Genomic DNA, 21,784 nt, shown 5'->3' on the forward strand with positions numbered 1-21,784 from the left:
TGATCAGTATGCTGACTATCAGTATACTTGTCAATGATCCGCACCGTCCCCGCGCTCAAGGAGAATTCGGTGAAAGACAACAATGACATGCCCGGGCATCTGGCGCGCCGGTTCCAGCAGATCGCGGTGGCAGTGTTCCTGGCCGAGGTCGGGGATGCCGGCTTCGACCTCACACCGGTGCAATACGCCGCACTCGCGACCATCAAGGCCAATCCGGGGCTCGACCAGGTGACGCTCGCAGGCCTGATCGCCTATGACCGCACCACCATCACGGGCGTGATCGATCGCCTGGTGCAGAAGGGTCTTGTCGAGCGCCGTGCCAGTCCCCGCGACCGCCGGGCCCGCGAACTCGAGATCACCGACGAGGGCCGGCGCGCGCTGCGCAAGATCACGCCGGCGGTCGAGTCCGCACAGCGCATCATGCTGCGCGGCCTCAGCGCGAAGGAAGGCGAGGAGCTGATGCGGCTCCTGCGCAAGGCGATCGCCGCCGGCAACGAGCTCAGCCGTGCCCCGCTGCGCGAATGAGCCTATTTTGTACGTAATCGTCGCAGCGCGGCGAAACCTGGAACTAACCTTCGGCTGCTACGGTCGGCCCCATTCGGCGCTTAACGCGCGATTAACTTTGCCGTTACGGAGACCAGGATGTTCAGGTTCCTCATTGCCGCCGCGGCCATCGCGCTCTCGACCGTCCCTGCACTCGCGAACGGCCATGGCGGCGGCGATGCCCCGCCTCCGCCCAAGCCCGAAGCGACGACCGCACCGGCCAAGGTAGTCCTGACCAAGCAGGGCCCGAAGCTGGTCGATCTCAAGGGCATGACGCTCTACACCTACGAGCGCGACACCACCGGCAAGACCTCGAACTGCAACGGCAAGTGCACGGAGACCTGGGTGCCGCTGGCCGCAACCGCCGACGCCAAGGCCGTCGGCGACTTCACCGTGATCAATCGCAACGACGGCAGCAAGATGTGGGCGTACCGCTACCGCCCGCTCTACACCTCGCCGGCCGACAAGGCGCCGGGCGACGCCAACGGCACGGCCACGACCCTGCAGTGGCACGTCGCGCGCCCTGAAAACTAGGGCGAGAACGGCGCGAGTCCGTCGGGCCTGCCCATGAGCTTCGCGTGTGCTGCGGAATCGGCAGAGGCATAATTGACCTCCGGATTCCAGTGCAGCGCGACGTACAGGACCATTCCGGCCAGGATGGAGCCATAAAAACCGAACGTGGCCAGGCGCCATTTCCGCACAATGCGGCGGTCGTTCTCATTCAATGGATCAAAGTATTTTTGCATGATGCCTCCAATGGCAACGAGCCATCAAGGCATAGCGTAGTCGGAGCCGATCGGCTGTGAAGCCGTTCACCCGTCACCGCTTCAAAACGATGTGATCGTCGTCAGCAGCCCGCCAGCGCTCCTCGCCCGAACGCCCTATCCGCGCCAGCGCGCGCCTGGTCCGGCCTGCGCATTCTGTCCGGGCGGCAGCACCACGACGGTCGAATTGAGCTTCACCCGGTCGTAGAGGTCGATGACGTCCTCGTTGCGCATCCGGATGCAGCCCGACGAGATCGCCTGCCCGATATATTCGGGCTGGTTGGTGCCGTGGATGCGGTAGAGCGTGTCCTTGTTGCCGACAAAGAGATAGATGCCCCGCGCGCCGAGCGGATTGGCGGGACCACCGGGCACGCGCGCCGGATACGGTCCAAGCCGCGCCTGAATGTCCGCCGTCGGCACCCAGTCGGGCCATTCGGCGAGGCGGCCGACCCGCGCAACGCCCGAGAAGGCCATCGCCTCCTCGCCGACCGCGACGCCGTAGCGGATCGCCTTGCCGTCGGGCAGCACGAAATAGAGATAGCGCGCATCGGTATCGACCAGGATCGTGCCCGGCATCTCCTTGCGCGGATAATCGACGATGTGACGCAGATATTGCTCGGGCACGCTCGCCTGGGCGTAAGGCGTGTGCGCGAGCAACTGCCGGTCGCGCGGCGTCATGCTCGCGTCGGTCGACGGCGAAAGCGTCGTCTGCATGCAACCGCCGAGCGGCAGCAAGGCAACGACGAAGAAAGCGAGAACAGATCTTGGCACCACCGGCCCCCCGATAGCGGATAGCAGCACCCCCAGCGCCGTCAGATGCTGCCCAAATCGTGCTGAAAACAAGGCAAGCCCGGAACAATTGCGCGTGTTCGATCAGCCGGGTTCCATCACCACAAACGGCGGAAGAGCGTCGCATCATCTCCACCCCCTCGCCTTGCTTTGGTCAAACCCGGCTGGACTCGTGCGTCATCTGCCCGGGCACACCAGGTTGGATGGGGCTCACCTCAACAGATCGGCTCGCGCCAATGCGAAACGACGAAGGCTTCGAAGGAGCTGCGATGCTCGCAACGTTGAACAGCAAGCAGATCGTCGATGAGATCGTGAAGGACACGGTCAAGGACAACGATCCGCACGATGCGATTCAGATCTCGCCCGAGATCGTGATGGCCTCGCGCCCCATCGGCGCGGCGCCGGCACTGGCACCTGACATCACGCCGCGCCCTGAGCCGAAATTCGCCCCGGAGCCCAAAGCCGGTCCCGAGCCGAAGTTCAGTCCTGAGCCGAAGTTCAGTCCCGTCCTGGAGCCACCTGCGGCAGTGCCCTCGGTCGACACCGCGGTGCGCCTCGCGCCCGGCGATGGTCCCAGCCGGCCCAAACGTTCCGCTGCCCGCAAGTGGCTGCGTGGCGCCTTCCTCACATTCCTGTTTGCCGGCGGCAGTGCGGCTGCCACGGTTGCCTGGGAGAAGCACGGCGATACCGCCAAACAGATGCTCGCCGAGTGGACACCGGTCTTGACCTCGCTGCTGCCTTCGGCGTCGCAGTCGGCGCCGGTCGCCGCCGCGCAGGCCGTCCCGCCTGCGGCGCAAGCCGCCACGGATCAACCGGTCGATCAACCTGCAGCGCAAGCTGCGGCCGATCAACCTGCTAGTCCGCCTGCAGTTCAGGTTGCAGCAGCCGCGCCCGCGGCAACACCGACCGACGCAGCACAGTCGGTACAATCGATGACGCGAGATCTCGCGGCCATGGCGCAGCAGATCGAAACACTCAAGGCCAACATCGCCGAGCTGAAGGCCGGCCAGGAGCAGATGGCACGCGAGATGGCGAAGCCGCCTGCACCGAAGCCGGTCGTCGAAGCGAAGCCGCCCGTCGATCCGCGCGCACGCGTGTCCGCGCTGCCGCCGCGCGCGCCGGCTCCAACGCCGCCGCCGGTTCGCAAGCCGAAGCCGGTCGTGTCGCACACCTACATGCCGGCCTATTCACCGGCGCCGCTCGCACCGCCGCCGCCACCGTCACAAGCTGCCGCGGTCCCGCCGGCTGCACCGGTCGCGACGACGCAAGCGGTTGCCGATGACGATGGACCGGTCGTGCGTCCGCCGATGCCGCTGCGTTAAAATCTCATCGCGCCTTGGAGCAACAACGTCACGAACGCTGTCCGAGTCGATGTGATGCGTTGAGTCCGGGTTACTACGGGAAGCGATGCTACGATCGTTTTCCATCAAAGAGAAAAGGCCGTCGGGATTTATGCCGCCGGCCTTCTCTTGCAACTGCCGGTTCCCGGAGCCCGGTTCTGTTGCAATTCCATGCCTTATGATCGCGCCGACATATTTAATAAAACCTTACCGGGCTCGCGTGCTGCACATCATTTCTGCGCCATAGGCACAGAGATTGTGCGGCTTGTTCATTCGATAAAGATCGACTCAGTGGTACTATCCAAGACGTGTCGGGACTTCCGCTGAAGACTTGTTTTCAAAACTTGTTTTCAGGACTCGCAACTGAGACTTGGGTCGTCACACCGGGGGACTTCAGATGCCGTACTACTCCTTCGATCTTGTGGTTGGTGAAGAGTTCAAGAACCAGGGCGGAATCATCCTCGAGGACATCGAGGTTGCCTCCGATCGCGCCGATCAACTCGCATGCGAGCTGTCGCAGGTGAAGCCGGAGCTGCAGCAGAAGGGCTGCGCAGTGCGTGTCACCGATCGCGATCACAAGGAGGTCTATCGCACGCCGCTCGATCCCGTGCCGGCCTGGCAGCGCTAGCTAGGCCAGCGAAGTGGACACCGGTTCGCGTAAAGAAAACGCGTCAAGAAAGAGTGTCGAGAGCGGGCGCCTCGAACCAGTTCGTCAGCGACAATCCGCCGTCGACAACGAAGGCCGCGCCGGTGACGTAACCTGAGAGCTTGTTCGACAGCACCGTAAGCGCCATCGGCGCGAGGTCATTCGCCGCGCCGAGACGCCCGAGCGGAATGTGTCTCGCCAGGGACGCGTCCGCAACGAACCCGCCCGCTGCGATTGCACCCGGCACCAGCGCGTTGACGCGGATGTTGTGCCGCCCGAAAGTCTTCGCCAGCTCCTTCACCAGCATCGCCATTCCCGCCTTCGCCGTCGAGTAATGCGGCAGGTTGCGCGGCGTGCCCGCATGCAGCGAAGTGAGGAACAGGAACGAGCCGGGCCGCTTCGCTGCGATCAGCCGCTTTGCGATCTCGCGCGCCAGATGAAAGCCGGCATCGAGATTGACGGCGTGCATCTCCCGCCAGGTCCCGCGATCGACCGCGAGCGCGTGATCGGCCTCGCGCCGCGGCGGCGAGGCGCTGTGCACGAAATGCGAGACCTCGCCCAGCGCGGCATGAGAGGCGGCAAGCAGCGCATCGCAGGCGTCCAGCCCGGCGAGATCGCCGACCCAGGGCACCGCCAGCTCAGGCCTCACACTTGCGCCGATCGCGGCACTCACCCGTTCCGCGCTGATATCGGCAAACACGGTTCGCACGCCCTCACCGACCAGGGCCTGCGCGATCGCGCGGCCGATGCCGTTGCCCGCGCCGGTGACGAGCGCCGTGTCGGTTGCGGGATCGAACGGCGCACTGAACAGGCTCATGTCGCTCTCCGGGTCCTCTGCCGCCAATCTAGCGCGCCGCAACGCGGCGCGACAATTGCGCCCCGGCACCATTGCGGAGCGGCGCGCCGGACGCTAGCCTCCCCCAAAAATCGAGGAGGTACCAAGGATGCGCACTGGTTTTCTGATGACGGGCCTTTTGCTGCTGGCCGCGCCGGCCCAGGCGGGCGACGCGCCGCCGCGCGCGACCTACGTGACGATGGTCTTGCAGGCCTTCGCCGCCAAGGTCGAATGTCCCGGCACCGATCTCGTCTATCAGGACCTCGTGCAGAAGGCGCAGCAGATGCAGCTGCCCGACGGCACCACCGAGAAGGTGCGCAAGGCGATCGCCTGGATGCACACCGGCGGCAAGATGGGCGAGAAGCAGGACGATGATCTGATGGCCGAGGTCGCGGTCGCGACACAGGCCACCGACATGGACCAGCGCCGCCTCGGCATGCCCGGCTGGTGCGAGGCGCAGAAGACCAACCTCGCCGGCCTGATCCGCAGCAAGGGCGGCTAGCGGCCGACGAAGCCGCCGCCCGGGTGCGGTGAACCTCGGGGCTCCCCTCCGAGTCCAATGCTTCGAGCTCTGGACAATCCGAGAGGGGCCATGCCCGCCCATATGTTTTGGACGCGCCGGATGGCGGCGCTTGCCGTCATCGTCGCCGCAAACCTGACGCCCCCTGCGTGGGCCGCGGACAATCCGATCGCCGGCCGGCAGGTGCGCTTTCCGCAAGGCGTGTGGAGCGCCCTACCCCAGGTCGGCCCTGACGGCAAGGTGAGACAATGCGTGCTGGTCGCGCCGAGGCAGCGCAACAAGGCGGGCGGCAAGGTCGACACCACCTTCGTGCTCAACATCAGCCGCGGCTCGGGCCTCTCCATCACGCTGATGGATGACGCCATGCCGAGCGAACGGGTGCTGGATGACCAGGCCGAGATCGTCATCGACGGCCGCAACTTTCCCTCGGTCGCGTTCCCGGTCGGCAACGCCTTCGCGCTGCATCCGGGCGATGCCGAGGGCATGCTCGCGGCGCTCGGCAAGGCGCGGGAGGTCACGCTGCGCTCGGACGGCGCCGGCGTCGATTCCGGACCGATCGCGCTCGACCTGCCGGCGGATGCGCTGGCCTGGCTGAAGCAATGCGGCAAGACCTTCGATATCGCGATCGACAGGCCGACCGATCCCGATGCACCGGAGATGCCGGCAGCGCGACCGCGTTCGCCGAAGATCGCGGTGATGCAGCCGACGCCGGCCGGCCCGCCCGGCATGGAGGACAAGCAGAAGATTGAAGGCTGGGATGCATCCGAGCTGCGCAACAGCGACGGGGCGATCGTCGCCTGCTTCATCCGCCGCCGCTACCTCATCGCCGCGGACGCGCCCGCGCCGCCGCGCCGTCTCGGAATCTTCCTGATCGTCAGCCGCGCCAAGGGCCTGACCATGATGCTGAAGGATTCCAAGCTCAACCGGCCGGAGGGCCAGGTGATCGAGGCAACCCTGAGAATCGGCAATGCGCCCTTCGAGGGGTTCTCCGCGCAGGTCGAGGGATCCGACGAAATCGGTGTGTTCCCGAAGCATGGGGCCGCGCTGGCGGAAGCGATCGAGACCGGCTCCGTGCTGGCGATGAAGGCCAAGACGATCGAAGACAATTACGAGTTTTCGGTGCAGCCAGGGGTCATCGGCTGGCTGCGCGCCTGCGCACGGCGCAATGCGATTGCCATCGAGCCCGCCCGGCAGTGAGGCGCCCACGTTAAGCATCGCGCGGCGGAACTGTGCGCGCTGGCAAATAATCGTCACAATCATCGCCAGCATGCGGCCTCTTCGAACAGGAGACCCCCATGCGGATTGCCCATCTCGTTTTCGCCGGAGCTCTCGTGGCCGGCTCCGTGCTGACTGCCCCGGCGCTGGCAAGGAATTCCGACACCCAGAAAGGCGAGGACAAATCGAACTCGTCGTCATCGTGCAGCGCCTATCAGCAGGCGCCGGACGGAACGTGGGAACAGCTCCCCTGCAAGGAAACCGGCGAACGCGGGCAGCCACAGACGCAACACCGCGCCCCGGCACAGGGAACGGATCACGAGGAGCGCTGAGCGCTCCCGGTTCAGCGGTCAGCCCTGGGTGGGACCGCGCATGATCTTCATGGCGGCCTCGATGTGGCGCCACTCCTTGGCCTCATCGGCCTCGCCGCGGCCCTCGCAAGCCTGGGCCTGCTCCGCGACCTTCGCAATCGCAGCAAAACCATGCTTTTCCAGCATCTGGCGCGCGACGGTGTGGACCTGGACCTCGGACATCATGGGCGCTCTCCCATTTGAGGAAGCCGCGGCATCCGGCTCGGCGCTCCGCGGTCTTTGACAACGAACTCGCCGCGAGTCCCGTTCCGCCCGCCCCACGACAAAGGCGGCCCGCCATGCCCGGCGGACCGCCTTCTCACCCACCCCAAAACTGCGGGTCGTCGGCCGCGTCCCCTACGCGACCGCCACTTTCTTGCGCTCGATGTCGTTGGGCACCTCGATATCGACCTCGAGGGTCGAGACCTCGTCGCCGCGCTCGAGCCGGACGATGACCTTGGTCGGGTCCAGCGTCACATGCTTGGACACGACGGCGAGAATTTCCTCACGCAGCACACCGAGCAGATCGGGCTGGCCGCGCATACCGCGCTCATGAGCAAGCAGGATCTGCAACCGTTCGCGCGCGACGGGTGCCGAGGCCTTGTTGCCGCGGAGAAGTCGAAGCAGACCCATGCTCATGCAGCCCTCCGTCGCAGCAGACGATCCATCAGACCCCTGCGCTCGGCGGGAACGTGCATCGTCACGTTCTCGCCGCAAAGGCGCTTGGCCGCGTCCATATAGGCCCGCGCCGGCGCTCCATCCGCATTCGACAGGGTCACCGGCGTGCCGACGTTGGAGGCCTTCAACACGTCCTGGCTCTCGGGGATGATGCCGAGCAACGGCGTTGCGAGGATCTCGAGGATGTCGTCGATGGTCAGCATCTCGCCGCGCGCGGCGCGGGAGGGATCGTAGCGGGTGATGAGAATGTGCTTTTCGACCCGCTCGCCCTTCTCGGCCCGCACGGTCTTGGAATCGAGCATGCCGATGATGCGGTCGGAATCGCGCACCGAGGACACTTCCGGATTGGTGACGATCACGGCTTCATCCGCAAAGCGCATCGCCATGGAGGCGCCGCGCTCGATGCCCGCGGGGCTATCGCAGATCACCCAGTCGAAGCGACTGCGCAGATCGGCGATGACCTTGCCGACGCCCTCTTCCGTCAGCGCATCCTTGTCGCGGGTTTGCGAAGCCGGCAGCAGCCAGAGGTTCTCGAGCCGCTTGTCCTTGATCAGGGCCTGCGGCAGCTTGGCGACGCCCTGCACCACGTTGATGAGGTCGAACACGACGCGGCGTTCGGCGCCCATCACGAGATCGAGGTTGCGCAGGCCGACGTCAAAATCGACGACGACGACCTTGTCGCCTCGCTGCGCCAGTGCAGCTCCCAGCGCGGCGGTCGTCGTGGTCTTGCCGACCCCGCCCTTGCCTGATGTCACGACCAGTACCTTACTCATCTGAAATGTCTCCTTTGCTGGTCAGTTCAGTGCTGTAATTCGCATGGTATTCCCCTGCAGCCAGGCCTGCGCCGGCTTGCCGCGCAGGGCGGCGTCGATGTCGTCCGCAGTCTGGTAAAACCCATCGATTGCAAGCAGTTCAGCCTCGATCTTCTGGCAATAGATGCGCGCGCTGGTGTGGCCGTTCACGCCTGCCATGGCGCGGCCGCGCAGCGCGCCGTAGATGTGGATGGAGCCGCCGGCGACGACCTCGGCGCCGGAGCCGACCGAGCCGAGAATCGTGACGTCGCCTTCGGGGAAGATCACGGTCTGGCCCGAGCGCACGGGGGCATCGAGCAGCAGCGAGGTCGGCTTGGCCTCGGCTTTCGCCTCAGGCTTCTTGGCCGCGGTCGGCTCGACCACGCAGCTGCGTCCCCCCGACAGCAGCGGCGGCATCATCGCCGTCAACCGCCCCTCCTCGACGCCCTCGATGCCGAGCACGCGGATGCTGCGGTCCTGCAGGCTGGTGAGCAGATGACTGATGCCGGCCTGGCTGAGATCGACCGAGGACAGGTCGATCACCACGGGCCGGCCGGCAAAGAAGCCCGGCGAGCGCGCGATGGTGGCGTCGATCTCCTGGAGCCAGTCCTGGATCGGAACCGTCGGCACGAACACAAAGGCGACATAGGAGCGCCCGCGCAAGCGCACCATCTGGCGTTGGACTTTTGCTGCAGCCTCCATGGCGGCCGACTCGTTCCCTGTTATTGAATGGTTAACGATGCGGCGGATATGGTTAACGGCCGGTTAATTTCTCCGTGGGGGGGGGGTATCGGTCTGTGGGCAATGGACGCGAGATCGCCGCCCCAACCTCCCGTGTCGTCCTGGCGAAGCCAGGACCCATACCGCGGAATCAATCGGTTGCGGACGGCGGGAGTACCGGGCGACAAGTCTTCGCCAAACTGCTCGCTGGGGTAATGGGTCCTGGCTTTCGCCAGGACGACATTGGGAACGTGCAACTGCTCCCGCACCGTCATTGCGAGCGCAGCGAAGCAATCCAGACTGCCTCCGCGGAAAGACTCTGGATTGCTTCGCTGCGCTCGCAATGACCGAGTATGGGGTGACTACTGCCCCCCTACTTCTTGACTTTGCTCGCATCCATCTTGATGGCGGGGTCCAGCATCTTGGTCGTGAACGCCGTGCTCACGTCGAACGGCTTCTCCATGCCGAGATAGGTCTGGACCAGCTCGTAGTCCTTCTTCATCCGCTCGCCGTCGATCCAGCCGAGACCTTTGGTGGTGGTGAACTCGTCCGTCATCAGGAACTTGATGCGCTCCCACTGGCGCTCCTGGTTCTCCTTGTCGAGGCCGGAGACCTGGTCGAGCAGCGCCTTCAGACACGGCGCGGCGTCGGCGACGCAGGCTGCAAAGGCCTTCTGACTGACGCGCACGAAATCCTCGACCAGCTTCGGGTTCTTCTGCAGATACGCGCCGTTGACGATCAGCGAATTGCCGTACGGATTGAGGCCGATGTCCTTCCAGTTGACGTAGCCGAGGTCTTGCCCGAACTCGATCACCTTGAGATCGTGCTCGTTGTAGAAGTCGCTGATGATATCCACCGTGTGGCTCTTCAGCGCCGCGATCTTCGCGGTCGGCCCGACATTGACGAAGCCGACGGCATCGGGCGCGAGCCCCGCGGCCTTGGCAAAGGCCGGCCACATCACGCGCGAGGCATCGCCGGGCGGATTGCCGATCTTGTGGCCCGCGAAGTCCTTGACGCCATTCACGCCGTAGCTCTTCAGCCAGTAGAACGTCTGCCCGGTATTGGCATAGACGCTCATCACCGCGACGGTGTCCGCACCCTTGCTTTTCGCGACCAGCATGGTGGCGAGATCGGCGACGCCGAAGGGCGAGCCGCCGGAGCCGACCTTGGCGGCGGAAACGCCGGAGCCTTTGCCGGTCTCGATGGTGAGGTCGATGCCGGCCTTCTCGTACCAGCCCTGCGCCTTGGCATAATAATAGGGCGAGTGATCGGCGGTCGGCGTCCAGTTCAGGATCAGGTTGACCGCCTCGCCCGCACCCGCGGGCGCTGCTGGCAGACCGAGCATCAGGGCCACAAAAGCCGCCTGAAAACGCTTCATCGCATCCTCCTCATTGCCAGCGACCCGGCTTGTCGCTCTCCCCTTGTGAGGATACCAATGCAACAAGTCCGCCTCCCGCTTGTCAACTGTTTGGTTGGAAATGCCTGCAAAACGATCTGGCGACACCGTGCCGCAGCGGCGCGATCCCGTCGCCACCCGCAAGAAGCTGCTCACCGCGGCGCGCCTGGAATTCGCACGGCACGGCCTGGCCGGTGCCCGCGTCGACGAGATCGCCGAGCGCGCGGCCGTCAACAAGCAACTGGTGTATCATTATTTCGGCGACAAGGACGCGCTGTACCTCGCCGTGCTCGAATGGGTCTATGAGGACATTCGCGAGCAGGAGCGCAAGCTCAATCTCGAAGGCCTGCCGCCGGACAAGGCGATCCGCCGGCTGATCGAGGCCTCGTTCGACCACCTCGCGGCAAACCCTGATTTCATCGTGCTCCTGAACGACGAGAACCGCGGCGGCGCCCGCCACGTTCGCGGTTCCACCCGGCTCGAGGCAATGCATTCGCCGCTGGTCAAGAGCGTCTCCCACATCCTCCATGAAGGCGTGCGCAGCGGTCTTTTCCGCAAGGGGATCGACCCCGTCCAGCTCTACATCTCCATCGCGGGCCTCAGCTATTTCTTCTTCTCCAACACGCCGACGCTGTCGGCCATCTTCGGCAAGGACCTGTCGAGCCGCGCCCAGCGCCGCGCCCGGCGCCGGCATGTGGTCGACCTCGTGCTGCAATCGCTCCGGCCTAATCAACCAACTGGTTGAAACTTGCCTCAAGGCCGGCTAGGCTGACATCGTGGCGAAGAGCCGCGAACAACAGGGAGCAGACCGTGGCAGCCGGCGGGGCACGCACTGCGCGCAGCTTTGCGATCGTCCTGATCGTGCATCTGGCCGTGCTCGTGCTCTGGCAGGTCGCGGTCGATGCCTTCCACGTGCCGAAATTCATCCTGCCCTCGCCGCTCGCGACGGTGCAGACACTGGGAACCGCGAGCTACGCCTGGGGTGCCAACACGCTGGTCACCGCGGTCGAGATCCTCGGCGGCTTTGCGCTCGGCGCCTTCGTCGGCGTCGCGCTCGCGGTGATCTTCAGCTGGGCGCCGCTGCTCAGCCTCGTGCTGCTGCCGCTGTTCGTGACGCTGAACATGATCCCGAAGGTCGCGCTCGGCCCGCTCTTCATCGTCTGGTTCTCCTACGGCATCGTGCCGAACATCCTGATCGCCTTCAGCATCTGCTTCTTCCCGATCCTGCTCACCACCGCGCGGGGCCTGCGCGAGGTCGAGCCCGACCTGCTCGACCTCGTCAAATCGCTGCGCGGCTCGCGCTGGACGCTGTTCCGCAAGATCCAGCTGCCGGGATCGCTGCCCTACGTGTTCTCCGGCATGAAGGTCGGCGCCATCCTCGCCGTCGCCGGCGCCATCGTCGGTGAGTTCATCGCCTCCGAGCGCGGGCTCGGCTACCTCATGATCCAGGTGCAATCCTCGCTCGACACGCCCGCGATGGTGATGGCCGTGGTGCTGCTGACGCTGCTCGGCGTCGCCCTCTACGGCCTCGTGCTCGCCCTCGAACGCATGTTCGTCGTGGGCGACGCAAGACAAACCTAAGAACGGCAAACCTGAAGGACCAGCTCATGCTCCTCACCCGCCAGACGCTGCCGAAGACGATTCCCGATATCGCAGCCCTCGACGATCTCCTGTGCCGGCCGACGCAGGCGCTGATCGACGACCTCAACAAGGTCGAGGGCGACATCATGGTCCTCGGCGTCGCCGGCAAGATGGGCCCGACGCTGGCGGGGCTGGCGAAAGCTGCCGCGCCGGATCGCCGCGTCATCGGCGTCGCCCGCTTCAGCGACGCGAGTGTGAAGGACTGGCTGGACGCGCGCGGCGTCGAGACCATCAATTGCGACCTGCTGGATGAGGCCGCGATCAACGCGCTGCCGAAGGCGCCGAACATCGTGTTCATGGCCGGGCGCAAGTTCGGCGCCGAGGGCGATCTGTCGCTGACCTGGGCAATGAACGCGCATGTGCCGGCGCTGGTGGCGCAGGCCTTCTCCTCGTCGCGGATCGTGGCGTTCTCGACCGGCTGCGTCTATCCCTTCGTGCCCGTCGACGGCAAGGGCTCGACCGAGGAGATGGCGCCGAACCCGCCCGGCGAATACGCCCAGTCCTGCGTCGGCCGCGAGCGCATGTTCGAATATTTCTCGCACAAATTTGCGACGCCAGGCCGGCTGTTCCGGCTCAATTACGCGATCGACATGCGCTACGGCGTGCTGCACGACATCGCCACGAAGGTCCTCAACGGTTCGCCGATCGACGTCGGCATCGGTCATGTCAACTTCATCTGGCAGGGCGATGCCTCAGCGCAGGCGCTGCGGTGCCTGGCGCATTGCACCGCGCCGACCTCGCCGATCAACGTCAGCGGCCATGACGTCCTCGCCGTGCGCGATCTCGCGCAAAAGTTCGGCGCCCGCTTCGGCCGCGCACCAGTGCTGACAGGCGAGGAGCAGCCGACCGCGTGGCTCACCGACACCTCGAAAGCCGTCGAGCTGTTCGGCCTGCCGGTGGTCGGTACAGAGCAGCTGATCGCCTGGACCGCCGATTGGGTGTCCCGCGCCATGCCGAGCCTCGGCAAGCCCACCAAATACGAGGTGCGCGATGGACGCTACTGACGATCCGCCCATCCTCAAGCTTGGCGCCGACGACGCGATCCCCGGGCTCGCGCTGTCGACGGAGGCGCACTGGAACCAGACCGAAGAGGACTGGCGCATCTTCCTGCGCGACGGCGTCGTGTTCGGCATTCGCGACGGCAAGCGGCTGGTCGCAACCGCGGCGCTGCTGCCCTATTCCGGCAACAACGCCTGGATCAGCATGGTGCTGGTCTCGGCCACGCATCGCCGCCGCGGCCTCGCCACCCGTCTCGTCGATGCCTGCCTGGAAACTGCGCGCAAGAACGACCTGACCAGCTGGCTCGACGCCACGCCTGATGGTGCAGCCGTCTACGGGCCGCTCGGGTTCACGCCGACGCTGCAATTGCGCCGCTTGAGGCTGGTGAAGCCCGCGCGGGCCGACGCGCCGCCATCGTCATCGGCGGGCATCGACGCGCTTCGTACGCGGGACCGGCGCGCCACCGGCTTCGATCGAACTGCGCTCCTCTCCGCCTTCGCGCAGCGCTCCGGCTCGCGCATCGTCGCCGCGCATGGCGCCATCGCGCTGGTCCGCGACGGCAGAACCGCCCGCCATATCGGCCCGCTGTTTGCCGATCATGCCGCCGAAGCGCTGGCCCTGGTTCACGCGATCGTACGCTCCGAGACCGCCCCTCTCCTGATCGACGCCGTTGCGTCGCAAGCTGCGTTCCTGGAAGGATTGACGGTCTCGGGCTGGACCATCGAGCGTCCGTTCCAGCGCATGCGCTTCGGCCCCGCCACCACCATGGCCGAGGAATTGCCATTCGCCGTCGCCGGCCCCGAATTCGGATAGAACATCATGCACCACAGCCAGATCAACGCAGACGTCCGCAAGCTGATCGCCGAGGGCACCGTGCTGCCGGCCCATCCCCTCGCCCTCACCGCCGAACGCCAGCTCGACAAACAGCATCAGCGCGCGCTGACGCGGTACTACATCGACGCCGGCTCTGGCGGCCTTGCCGTCGGCGTGCACACGACGCAATTCGCGATCCGCGACGTCGGCCTCTATCGTCCCGTGCTCGAGCTTGCCGCCGAGACCGCCGCGAATTGGACAAAACGTCCGCTGGCGATGGTTGCGGGCCTCGCCGGCCCGACCCGGCAGGCAATGACTGAAGCCCGCACCGCGCGCGACATCGGCTATCACGCCGGCCTGCTGAGCCTTGCCGCGATGAAGAGCGCTTCCGAGGACGAGATCATCGCGCATTGCACGGCGGTCGCCGCCGAGATCCCGCTGGTCGGCTTCTACCTTCAGCCCGCCGTCGGCGGCGTCATCCTGTCGAGCCGGTTCTGGCAGCGTTTTGCAGCGATCGACAACGTCATCGCGATCAAGATCGCGCCGTTCAACCGCTACCGCACCCTCGACGTGCTGCGCGGCGTCGCGGCGGCCGGTGCGCTCGACCGCGTCGCGCTTTACACCGGCAATGACGACCACATCCTGCTCGACCTGATGCTGCCGTTCGACCTGCGCGACAAGGGCGTTACCACGCGCACCTATTTCAAAGGCGGCCTGCTCGGCCACTGGTCGGTCTGGACCGCGAGCGCCATCAAGCAGTTCGACCGCTGCAAGGCGGCGCGGCACAAGGACAGCGTGCCGGCCGATCTGCTCGCGCTCGATGCCCGTGTCACCGATTGCAACAGCGCCTTCTTCGACGTCGCCAACGATTTTCACGGCTGCATCGCCGGCTGCCACGAGGTGCTGCGGCGCCAGGGCCTGATGCGGGGCCTGTGGTGCCTCGATCCGAGCGAGGATCTCAGCCCCGGTCAGAAGGAGGAGATCGACCGCGTCTGCCGCGAGCACGCCGACCTCAGCGACGATTCCTTCGTCGCCGCCAATCTGGATAAATGGCTGGCATGACGGCGGAGCCCTTCATCAGCCTGCGAGGCGTGCGAAAAGTCTATCGCAGCGGCGGCGCGGAGTTTCTCGCGGTGTCCGACGTCACCATGGACGTGCAGGAAGGTGAGCTCGTCTCGCTGGTCGGCCCCTCCGGCTGCGGTAAGACCACGGTAATGAAGATTCTTGCCGGCCTGCACGGCGCCGACGGCGGCACCGTCAGAATAGGAAACGCCAAGAGCCCGTTCGATCCGACCCGCGACATCGGCATGGTGTTCCAGCAGGCGCTGCTCTTGAAGTGGCGCACCATCCTGGACAACGTGCTGCTGCCGGCGGAGATCGTCGGCCTGCCGATGAAAGCCGCGCGCGAGCGGGCGCGCGACCTGCTCAACCTGGTCGGGCTTGCCGGCTACGAGCGGAAATATCCGCGAGAGCTCTCCGGCGGCATGCAGCAGCGCACCGCCATCGCGCGCGCCTTCATCCACGATCCCAAGCTGATCCTGATGGACGAGCCGTTCGGCGCACTCGATGCGCTGACGCGCGAGCAGATGAATCTGGAGATGCTGCGGATCTGGCGCGAGAGCGGCAAGACCATCATCTTCGTCACGCACTCGATCCAGGAAGCGGTGTTCCTGTCCTCGCATTGCGCGGTGCTGACCGCGGGCCCGGCCAAGATGGCCGACTATTTCCCGATCGACCTGCCCTTCCCGCGCGATCTGCCGTTGAAGACCACGGACGCATTCGGCGCGTATGCGAGGCGGATTTATGCGAAGCTGGGGCTGGGCGCGGCAGTCCCGTAGCCCGGATGGAGCGAAGCGCAATCCGGGACGGTGCCGTTGACGTGCGAGGTCCCGGATTACGCTGCGCTCCATCCGGGCTACGCGCTACACACTCAGAACCCGTAGGGTGGGCAAAGCGAAGCGTGCCCACCAGTGCACGTGACGCAAAGAACGTGGGCACGGCGCAAGGGCGCCTTTGCCCACCCTACGAGAGCCGGGCGCGGCGCAAGCACCGCGCCCCTCATCACCATCAGCTCTTATTGCGCATCTTGCTGAGCAGGTAGTTGTCGTAAAAATTCTCCGCGATCTGCGTGTAGAACAGCAGTTCCTTCATATACGCGTCGTGGCTGTCCTTGGTGCGCTTGAACAGATCGCTCTTGCCGGCGAGCTCGTTCAGATGTTCCTGGGTCGCGTTGTAGCAGGCCTCCAGCACCGGCTGCGGGAATGCCTTCAGCTCGGCGCCGTTGGCAATCAGCCGCTTCAGCGCCGCCGGGTTCACGCTGTCGTACTTCTCCAGCATCCAGGCGCCGGCCGCGGAGCCGGCCTGGTTGAGAATGGCCTGATATTGCTTCGGCAACGACGCCCACTTCTCGTCGTTGACGATCATGTGCAGCATGGCGCCGCCTTCCCACCAGCCGGGGAAGTAGTAGTACTTTGCGACCTTCTGGAAGCCGAGCTTCTCGTCGTCATAGGGGCCGACGAATTCGGCGGCGTCGATCGAACCTTTCTCCAGCGCCGAATAGACGTCGCCGCCGGCGAGCTGCTGCGGAACGACGCCGAGCCGCGCCAGCACATGGCCGCCCATGCCGGCGATACGGAATTTGAGACCCTTGAGATCGTCGACGGTCTTGATCTCCTTGCGGAACCAGCCGCCCATCTGCGTGCCGGAATTGCCGCACAGGATGGCGTGCGCCTTGAACGGCTTCAGCGCCTCGTTGGTGAGGTCGGCGCCGCCGCCGAAATGCCACCATGACTCCTGATGGCGATGGTTCATGCCGAACGGCGCACCGGTGGCGTAAGCCAGCGCCGGCTCCTTGCCGATGTAGAAATAGAGCGGCGTCTGCGCCATCTCGACCGAGGCGACGCTGACCGCGTCGAGCGCCTGCAGGCCGGGGACGAGCTCACCCGCAGCAAAGGTCTGGATCTGGAATTTGTTGTCGGTGGCCTCGGCAACATATTTCGCGAAGGTCTGCGCCGTGCCGTAGATGGTGTCGAGCGACTTCGGGAAGCTCGAGGTCAGGCGCCATTTGATCTCGGGCGCGCTTTGCGCAATCGCGGGTGCTGCAACCAGCGTCGTCGCGCCGGCGACCGCGCCGCCCTTGAGGAATGTACGGCGTTTCATGATGGGGCTCTCCCTTGAAGTCAGGCTCGAGATGGGTGGCCTTGTGAACCGGCTTTGGCCACGGCCTTGGCGGACCGTTTGCCTGTTCCTGGCGCAGAGTTCAAGCTGCCAGAATGCATGGCGCCGCGGCCATCGGCCGCCAAAACGGCGCGCCGAACCAAGGGCTTGCCGAAGGCCTCAGGCGTCCTCGAGAAAGACCGAGAGCGCCCGCTGCAATTCCTTGAACGCGCGCGGTCCGATCTTGGCTGCAAGCGTCTTCTCGCTCTCGGCAATCGCCGGGCGCAACCGACCCAGCAGCGCGGCCCCGGCCTGCGTCAGATACAGCACGTAATAGCGGCGGTTGATCGCGGAGGCCGACCGCTGCACGAGCCCCCGCCGCTCCAGATGATCCACGAGGCGCCCGAGCCCGGCCCGCTCGATCGACAGCGATTGCGCAATGGCGAGCTGATTGACACCCGGATTGGCCTCGATCACCGACAGGACGGAGAACTGTGCCGCACTGATGTCGAAAGCGGCGAGCCGCCGGCTGACGTCCTTGAAGACCCAGAGCTGGGCGCGCCGGATGCGATAGCCGAGCGAACGGGACAGATCGTCGGAGGCGAGCAACTTGGGCCGGACGGGCTTTGCGGCCGCCGCAGCGCGCGGCGCGGACCGCGGCGGCTTTGCAACCGGCGCGCGGCGTTGCCCGCCCTTGGACGATCGCTTCCTGACGCCCGCTTTCTCCGGCCCCATCGACGATGATCTTTCGCAAGCCGTTGCTGCGGCATCCGTCCCGGCCATCCGAGATTCGACGCTTGAGTTTATCGCAGCCAGACCGGATCGAGAAGCCGGGCGGGATCGCGCGCCTTGCGAGCACAGCTTCTACGACAGGTTGCGCTGCGCACTCGCGCGCCGCGTCATGTTGACACGGCAACATCGCCCGCCCTAGGATCGTGAAAGCCCGCCGTGACACGAGCGGGGCCTAGGGGGATGACGTCCGTGCTTCCATCAGAGATGGGCGCCGAGCTGCGTGCGCTTACGCATCGCGGTGCGATCGACTCGCGCAGCACGCCTCTGCGCGTTGCGTGCACATCGCGCACCGTCACCTCTGCTTTGGCAACGACATCGTCAACGACACTGCCTGAACGGACGCGACCTCATGCGGAGCGTCCGCTCGACCATCATTGATGAAACTGGGAGGGACTGAGATGAAACGCCTATTTCTCGCATCGACGATCGTGGCCGGCTGTGCCGCTCTCGGCACGCACGCCATCGCACACGGATTTCCTCCGAGCGGCGTCGCGCCGCGCGCGTCCTGTACCGCCCTCACCGGCCTCACGCTGCCGAACACGCAGATCCTGAGCGCGACGCAGAAGTCCGGCTATTGCAACGTGATCGGCATCATCAACAAGCGCGTCTCGACGCAGGACCCCGATCATTTCACCTACGGCATCGGCTTCTCGCTCAACCTGCCCAACACATGGCACGGCCGCTTCGAGATGATGGGCGGCGGCGGCACCGACGGCAGCCTCAACGCCGATCCGCAGGGTGCCGCCGGCGTCGAGCTCGGCCAGGGCTGGGCCGTCGCCGCCAATGACGGCGGTCACGAAGACAACGCCAACAATGTCGTCGGCGGACATCAGGACGACGATCCCAATGCCGGCGGCTCCGCGCATTTCGCGATCGACGCGCAGGCACGCAGGGACTACGGCTACAACGGCATCGAGAAGACCGCGACGATCTCCAAGCGGATCATCTCCTATTTCTACGGCCTCGACACCGTCCATTCCTACATCATGGGCTGCTCGAACGGCGGACGTGACGCCATGATGGCCTCGCAACGCTTCCCCTGGCTGTTCGACGGCGTGATCTCGCAAAATCCCGGCTTCAACCTGCCGCAGGCGGGTCTTGCGGAGGCCTGGAACGAGCAGGTGCTCGGCACGCTCTCGACCAGCAAGGACGTCAACGGGCAGCCGTTCATTCCCGACACGTTTCCCGTCCAGGATCTCCAGGTGGCCTCGGCCGCGATCCTGAGCGCCTGCGACGCCCTCGACGGTCTGGTCGACGGCATCATCGACAATTATCACGCCTGCACGGCGAGGAAGGTGTATCCGGCGCTCGCCAGCTACACCTGCGGCACCGGCTCGCACGGCAGCACGCCGCATGGCGGCACCTGCCTCACCAGCGCGCAAGTGGACGCGCTCAAGAAGATCTATGCCGGGCCCGTGAACTCCAGGGGACAGCGGCTCTATTCGAACTGGTTCTGGGATGCCGGCATCTGGACGCCGCCGACCGCACCGGGCGCGGGCTGGCAGCTCTGGAACGTCGTCACCGCACCGGTCCCGAACGTCAACACCGCGATCAACCTGACGCTCGGCGCCGGCGCGATCCCGATGATCTTCCAGACCCCGCCGGTCGTCACGCCCGTGGGCGGCCCGAACGGCCAGGAAGCCTTCGTGTTCAAGTTCAACTTCGACACCGACGCGCCGAAGATTTTCACGAAGACGGCGGCCTATCCCGAAAGCAGCATGGACTTCATGGCCGCGACCGCGACCGACCTGCGGCCGTTCAGGGCGCGCGGCGGCAAGCTGATCATCTCCTCCTCCGTCAATGACGGCATCTTCTCGGGTGCCGCGATTGCCCGCTGGTATCGCAACATGGACCGGCATATGAGCGGGGGCGCGAGCGATTTCGCGCGGCTGTTCATGGTGCCGAACATGGCCCATTGCGGCGGCGGCGCGGCCACGGCGAGCTTCGCCGGGAACCAGCTCAAGGCCATCACCGACTGGGTCGAGAAGGGCATCGCGCCGGACCGCATCGTCGCGGCCAACACCAACGCGACCTCGCCCTATCCGGCCGGCGGACTGTTCGATCCGCGCATTGCCCAGAACTTCCCGGCCAGCGGCACGCGGCCGCTCTGCGTCTATCCGAAGATCGCCGCCTACAAGGGCAGCGGCCTAACCAACGACGCCGGCAGCTTCGCCTGCATCGACGCCGGCTTCAGGCCGGGCGGCGACCACGACTTCCATGACGATGACGACGGGCGCGGCGACAACAGGCAGTGAGCGGCGCGAGATCACGAACAACACGGCGCGCGGTGTCACCGCGCGTCGCATGCTCAAGAGTGCGCACGTCGCGCCCCAATCTCCGTCATTGCGAGCGCAGCGAAGCAATCCAGAGTCCCTCCGCGGAGACAGTCTGGATTGCTTCGCTGCGCTCGCAATGACGATGCGGAAACATCGCTCGCAATGATGCGGAGTGGACGGAACGTCCACTCAGAGCAGCTTGGCGCTCACGAACAGCGCGCGCACGGCGTTGGTCGCCTGCACCGCCAGCATGGCATTGCCGGCCGCGCCTTCGAGGGCCGCGACGGCGTCCTCATGCAGCGAGCGGAATTCCATCCACTCGACCGATTTGAAATTGGTCAGGAATTGATAGGCCTGCCCGACGGTCGCAATCGCCAGCGTGTCACCGTTCAGCTTGATCTTGAACGTTGTGCGCAGCGGGGTTTCGGAGCTTGCTGGATCACTCATGGGCTGCTTCTGGACGATGACGGCTTAACGAAGGGGAAACGGCAGCCCCGCCGCGCCTAGCAAATATCAGGAGGCGGTGCTGGCGCGCTGCGAGGCGGTCGCCGATCCGCTCAGGCTGGGCACCACGACCAGGCGGTTGAACTCGCCATTGTCCCAGGCTTTCAGGAAGCGATCATAGTCCTTGATCGAGACGCAGCCGTTGGAATCGCCGCGCGGCCCGAGCATGTAGTTGTGGGTGAGCAGGCCGACGCGGCCGAGCGCGCTGGTGCCATCGGTCGGGGTCAGGCGCAGCGCACGGACGCCGTGGAACAGCTTTTCGCGCGGCTTCAGATCATAGGTCGCCGGCGGGGTCGCACCGACCATGCGCTGGTCGACATGCTGGGGGTCGTCCATCAGCGCGCCCATGCCCGAATGCGCTTCCAGCGCGACGCCGCTCGGCAGGTACAGCGCCTTGGCCGAGATGTCGTAGACCGCCGTGCGCGAATCATAACCGAGCGCGGCGAGGTCCGGCGCCTTGCTGAGCAAGCCGTCGCCGGGGGTCAGGGAGGCCAGCTTGATCTTGTCGGTGAATTTCTCGAAGAAGTTGCGGTTGTCGACCCTGGGATTGGTCTCGGCATAGGACTGGCTCGAGGCAATCTGGGCGGAGAAGTCCGCCTGGACCGGACGCGAGCGCGGCATCGGGACGGCATCGGCACGCTGCGCCGGTCGCGGCTCCTCGACTGCGGTCCGATCGTCCTCGGTCAGGGTCGAGCGCCACTCGTCGCCCTGAAGCTTCTGGGCGAGCATCGCCTTGGCATCGCGGAGCTTGAGCTGGACCGCGTTCACGGCGGAGCGCTCCAGCGTCCGCAGGCCGAGCTCGCGGGCCGGCGGGTTGCCAGACGCCGATGCGAAACGGTCCTCGAACGAGGGAGTATTGGCCGGCGGCAGGGCGGCGGTGACCAGCGGGGTCGAATCGCCGAGATCGACGACCCAGGCGGCAGCGCCCAGCGCCAGCGCGACGGCAGCCAAGGACAGCAGTATCGTCTCCGCTCGCCCAATACGGCGGCGCGACAACAGCCTTTCGGCGTGTGCTG

26 protein-coding genes are annotated in these 21,784 nt (G+C 65.7%); 14 read left to right on the forward strand and 12 right to left on the reverse strand.

What is annotated here, in order from left to right; translation table 11 throughout:
• Positions 1-69: 69 nt before the first annotated feature.
• Both QA649_RS25780 and QA649_RS25785 read left to right on the forward strand, forming a co-directional pair.
• The gene (locus QA649_RS25780; RefSeq protein ID WP_283019653.1) at positions 70-525 is read left to right on the forward strand and encodes a MarR family transcriptional regulator; all 456 of its coding nucleotides are present in this window, start codon (positions 70-72) and stop codon (positions 523-525) included.
• A 117-nt stretch (positions 526-642) separates the two neighbouring features.
• Complete coding sequence (locus QA649_RS25785) at positions 643-1,077, forward strand: hypothetical protein (RefSeq protein WP_283019654.1); 435 nt, start codon at positions 643-645, stop codon at positions 1,075-1,077.
• Here QA649_RS25785 and QA649_RS25790 read toward each other — a convergent pair.
• Both QA649_RS25790 and QA649_RS25795 read right to left on the reverse strand, forming a co-directional pair.
• A complete protein-coding gene (locus QA649_RS25790; protein WP_260384184.1) occupies positions 1,074-1,289 on the reverse strand; it encodes a hypothetical protein in 216 nt (71 codons plus the stop codon). The two genes, QA649_RS25785 and QA649_RS25790, sit on opposite strands and share 4 nt — an antisense overlap.
• 135 nt (positions 1,290-1,424) lie before the next feature.
• Entirely contained in the window at positions 1,425-2,021 is a 597-nt protein-coding gene (locus QA649_RS25795) for a L,D-transpeptidase (protein ID WP_283026098.1), read from the reverse strand.
• A 344-nt stretch (positions 2,022-2,365) separates the two neighbouring features.
• Between QA649_RS25795 and QA649_RS25800 the strand changes: the two genes are divergently transcribed.
• Both QA649_RS25800 and QA649_RS25805 read left to right on the forward strand, forming a co-directional pair.
• Positions 2,366-3,418, forward strand: a complete 1,053-nt coding sequence (locus QA649_RS25800; protein ID WP_283019655.1) for a hypothetical protein — start codon at positions 2,366-2,368, stop codon at positions 3,416-3,418.
• A gap of 415 nt (positions 3,419-3,833) precedes the next feature.
• Positions 3,834-4,064 carry a hypothetical protein gene (locus QA649_RS25805; protein ID WP_183239465.1) on the forward strand — a complete coding sequence of 77 codons (231 nt, stop codon included), beginning with the start codon at positions 3,834-3,836 and terminating at the stop codon, positions 4,062-4,064.
• 43 nt (positions 4,065-4,107) lie between these two features.
• On the opposite strand, the gene QA649_RS25810 is transcribed toward QA649_RS25805, so the two are convergent.
• Positions 4,108-4,899 carry an SDR family oxidoreductase gene (locus tag QA649_RS25810; protein ID WP_283019656.1) on the reverse strand — a complete coding sequence of 264 codons (792 nt, stop codon included), beginning with the start codon at positions 4,897-4,899 and terminating at the stop codon, positions 4,108-4,110.
• Between the two features lie 127 nt (positions 4,900-5,026).
• Here QA649_RS25810 and QA649_RS25815 point away from each other — a divergent pair, with 127 nt between their 5' ends.
• The 3 genes from QA649_RS25815 (at position 5,027) to QA649_RS25825 (ending at position 6,984) form a co-directional block, all read left to right on the forward strand.
• Positions 5,027-5,419, forward strand: coding sequence for a hypothetical protein (locus tag QA649_RS25815; protein ID WP_212337043.1), 393 nt, complete (start codon positions 5,027-5,029; stop codon positions 5,417-5,419).
• A 120-nt stretch (positions 5,420-5,539) separates the two neighbouring features.
• On the forward strand, positions 5,540-6,634 hold the full coding sequence (locus QA649_RS25820) for a hypothetical protein (protein WP_283019657.1): 1,095 nt from the start codon (positions 5,540-5,542) through the stop codon (positions 6,632-6,634).
• A gap of 98 nt (positions 6,635-6,732) precedes the next feature.
• The gene (locus QA649_RS25825) at positions 6,733-6,984 is read left to right on the forward strand and encodes a hypothetical protein (protein ID WP_283019658.1); all 252 of its coding nucleotides are present in this window, start codon (positions 6,733-6,735) and stop codon (positions 6,982-6,984) included.
• Positions 6,985-7,002: 18 nt separating this feature from the next.
• On the opposite strand, the gene QA649_RS25830 is transcribed toward QA649_RS25825, so the two are convergent.
• From QA649_RS25830 to QA649_RS25850, 5 genes are all read right to left on the reverse strand, one after another.
• Positions 7,003-7,188: a hypothetical protein gene (locus QA649_RS25830; RefSeq protein ID WP_283019659.1), complete on the reverse strand. Its 186-nt coding sequence runs from the start codon at positions 7,186-7,188 to the stop codon at positions 7,003-7,005.
• A 171-nt stretch (positions 7,189-7,359) separates the two neighbouring features.
• Positions 7,360-7,641 carry a cell division topological specificity factor MinE gene (gene minE / locus QA649_RS25835; RefSeq protein WP_018644672.1) on the reverse strand — a complete coding sequence of 94 codons (282 nt, stop codon included), beginning with the start codon at positions 7,639-7,641 and terminating at the stop codon, positions 7,360-7,362.
• On the reverse strand, positions 7,638-8,453 hold the full coding sequence (gene minD, locus QA649_RS25840) for a septum site-determining protein MinD (RefSeq protein ID WP_018644673.1): 816 nt from the start codon (positions 8,451-8,453) through the stop codon (positions 7,638-7,640). The genes minE and minD overlap by 4 nt, the downstream gene beginning before the upstream one ends.
• A gap of 21 nt (positions 8,454-8,474) precedes the next feature.
• Positions 8,475-9,173: a septum site-determining protein MinC gene (gene minC / locus QA649_RS25845; RefSeq protein ID WP_283019660.1), complete on the reverse strand. Its 699-nt coding sequence runs from the start codon at positions 9,171-9,173 to the stop codon at positions 8,475-8,477.
• A gap of 391 nt (positions 9,174-9,564) precedes the next feature.
• A complete protein-coding gene (locus tag QA649_RS25850) occupies positions 9,565-10,569 on the reverse strand; it encodes an ABC transporter substrate-binding protein (protein WP_283019661.1) in 1,005 nt (334 codons plus the stop codon).
• Positions 10,570-10,669: 100 nt separating this feature from the next.
• On the opposite strand from QA649_RS25850, the gene QA649_RS25855 reads away from it, so the two are divergent.
• From QA649_RS25855 to QA649_RS25880, 6 genes are all read left to right on the forward strand, one after another.
• Positions 10,670-11,332 carry a TetR/AcrR family transcriptional regulator gene (locus QA649_RS25855; RefSeq protein ID WP_283019662.1) on the forward strand — a complete coding sequence of 221 codons (663 nt, stop codon included), beginning with the start codon at positions 10,670-10,672 and terminating at the stop codon, positions 11,330-11,332.
• Positions 11,333-11,397: 65 nt separating this feature from the next.
• Positions 11,398-12,168, forward strand: coding sequence for an ABC transporter permease (locus tag QA649_RS25860; RefSeq protein ID WP_283019663.1), 771 nt, complete (start codon positions 11,398-11,400; stop codon positions 12,166-12,168).
• Between the two features lie 26 nt (positions 12,169-12,194).
• Positions 12,195-13,232: an NAD(P)-dependent oxidoreductase gene (locus QA649_RS25865; protein WP_283019664.1), complete on the forward strand. Its 1,038-nt coding sequence runs from the start codon at positions 12,195-12,197 to the stop codon at positions 13,230-13,232.
• The gene (locus QA649_RS25870) at positions 13,219-14,040 is read left to right on the forward strand and encodes a GNAT family N-acetyltransferase (protein WP_283019665.1); all 822 of its coding nucleotides are present in this window, start codon (positions 13,219-13,221) and stop codon (positions 14,038-14,040) included. The genes QA649_RS25865 and QA649_RS25870 overlap by 14 nt, the downstream gene beginning before the upstream one ends.
• Positions 14,041-14,046: 6 nt before the next feature.
• Entirely contained in the window at positions 14,047-15,102 is a 1,056-nt protein-coding gene (locus QA649_RS25875; RefSeq protein WP_283019666.1) for a dihydrodipicolinate synthase family protein, read from the forward strand.
• The gene (locus tag QA649_RS25880; protein WP_283019667.1) at positions 15,090-15,878 is read left to right on the forward strand and encodes an ABC transporter ATP-binding protein; all 789 of its coding nucleotides are present in this window, start codon (positions 15,090-15,092) and stop codon (positions 15,876-15,878) included. The genes QA649_RS25875 and QA649_RS25880 overlap by 13 nt, the downstream gene beginning before the upstream one ends.
• 229 nt (positions 15,879-16,107) lie before the next feature.
• Here the strand turns inward: QA649_RS25880 and QA649_RS25885 are convergent, their stop codons facing one another.
• Together QA649_RS25885 and QA649_RS25890 are read right to left on the reverse strand one after the other, a co-directional pair.
• Positions 16,108-17,199, reverse strand: a complete 1,092-nt coding sequence (locus QA649_RS25885; RefSeq protein WP_018644682.1) for a substrate-binding domain-containing protein — start codon at positions 17,197-17,199, stop codon at positions 16,108-16,110.
• Positions 17,200-17,376: 177 nt separating this feature from the next.
• The gene (locus QA649_RS25890; protein WP_283019668.1) at positions 17,377-17,931 is read right to left on the reverse strand and encodes a MarR family transcriptional regulator; all 555 of its coding nucleotides are present in this window, start codon (positions 17,929-17,931) and stop codon (positions 17,377-17,379) included.
• A 455-nt stretch (positions 17,932-18,386) separates the two neighbouring features.
• Between QA649_RS25890 and QA649_RS25895 the strand changes: the two genes are divergently transcribed.
• Positions 18,387-20,243 (forward strand): tannase/feruloyl esterase family alpha/beta hydrolase, encoded by a 1,857-nt coding sequence (locus QA649_RS25895; protein ID WP_283019669.1) that lies wholly within the window; start codon positions 18,387-18,389, stop codon positions 20,241-20,243.
• Positions 20,244-20,453: 210 nt separating this feature from the next.
• Here the strand turns inward: QA649_RS25895 and QA649_RS25900 are convergent, their stop codons facing one another.
• Both QA649_RS25900 and QA649_RS25905 read right to left on the reverse strand, forming a co-directional pair.
• A complete protein-coding gene (locus QA649_RS25900; protein WP_018644685.1) occupies positions 20,454-20,711 on the reverse strand; it encodes a hypothetical protein in 258 nt (85 codons plus the stop codon).
• Positions 20,712-20,777: 66 nt separating this feature from the next.
• The gene (locus QA649_RS25905) at positions 20,778-21,728 is read right to left on the reverse strand and encodes a DUF2778 domain-containing protein (RefSeq protein WP_283026099.1); all 951 of its coding nucleotides are present in this window, start codon (positions 21,726-21,728) and stop codon (positions 20,778-20,780) included.
• Positions 21,729-21,784 lie beyond the last annotated feature (56 nt).

The organism is Bradyrhizobium sp. CB1717 (assembly GCF_029714325.1).
Classification (GTDB): domain Bacteria; phylum Pseudomonadota; class Alphaproteobacteria; order Rhizobiales; family Xanthobacteraceae; genus Bradyrhizobium.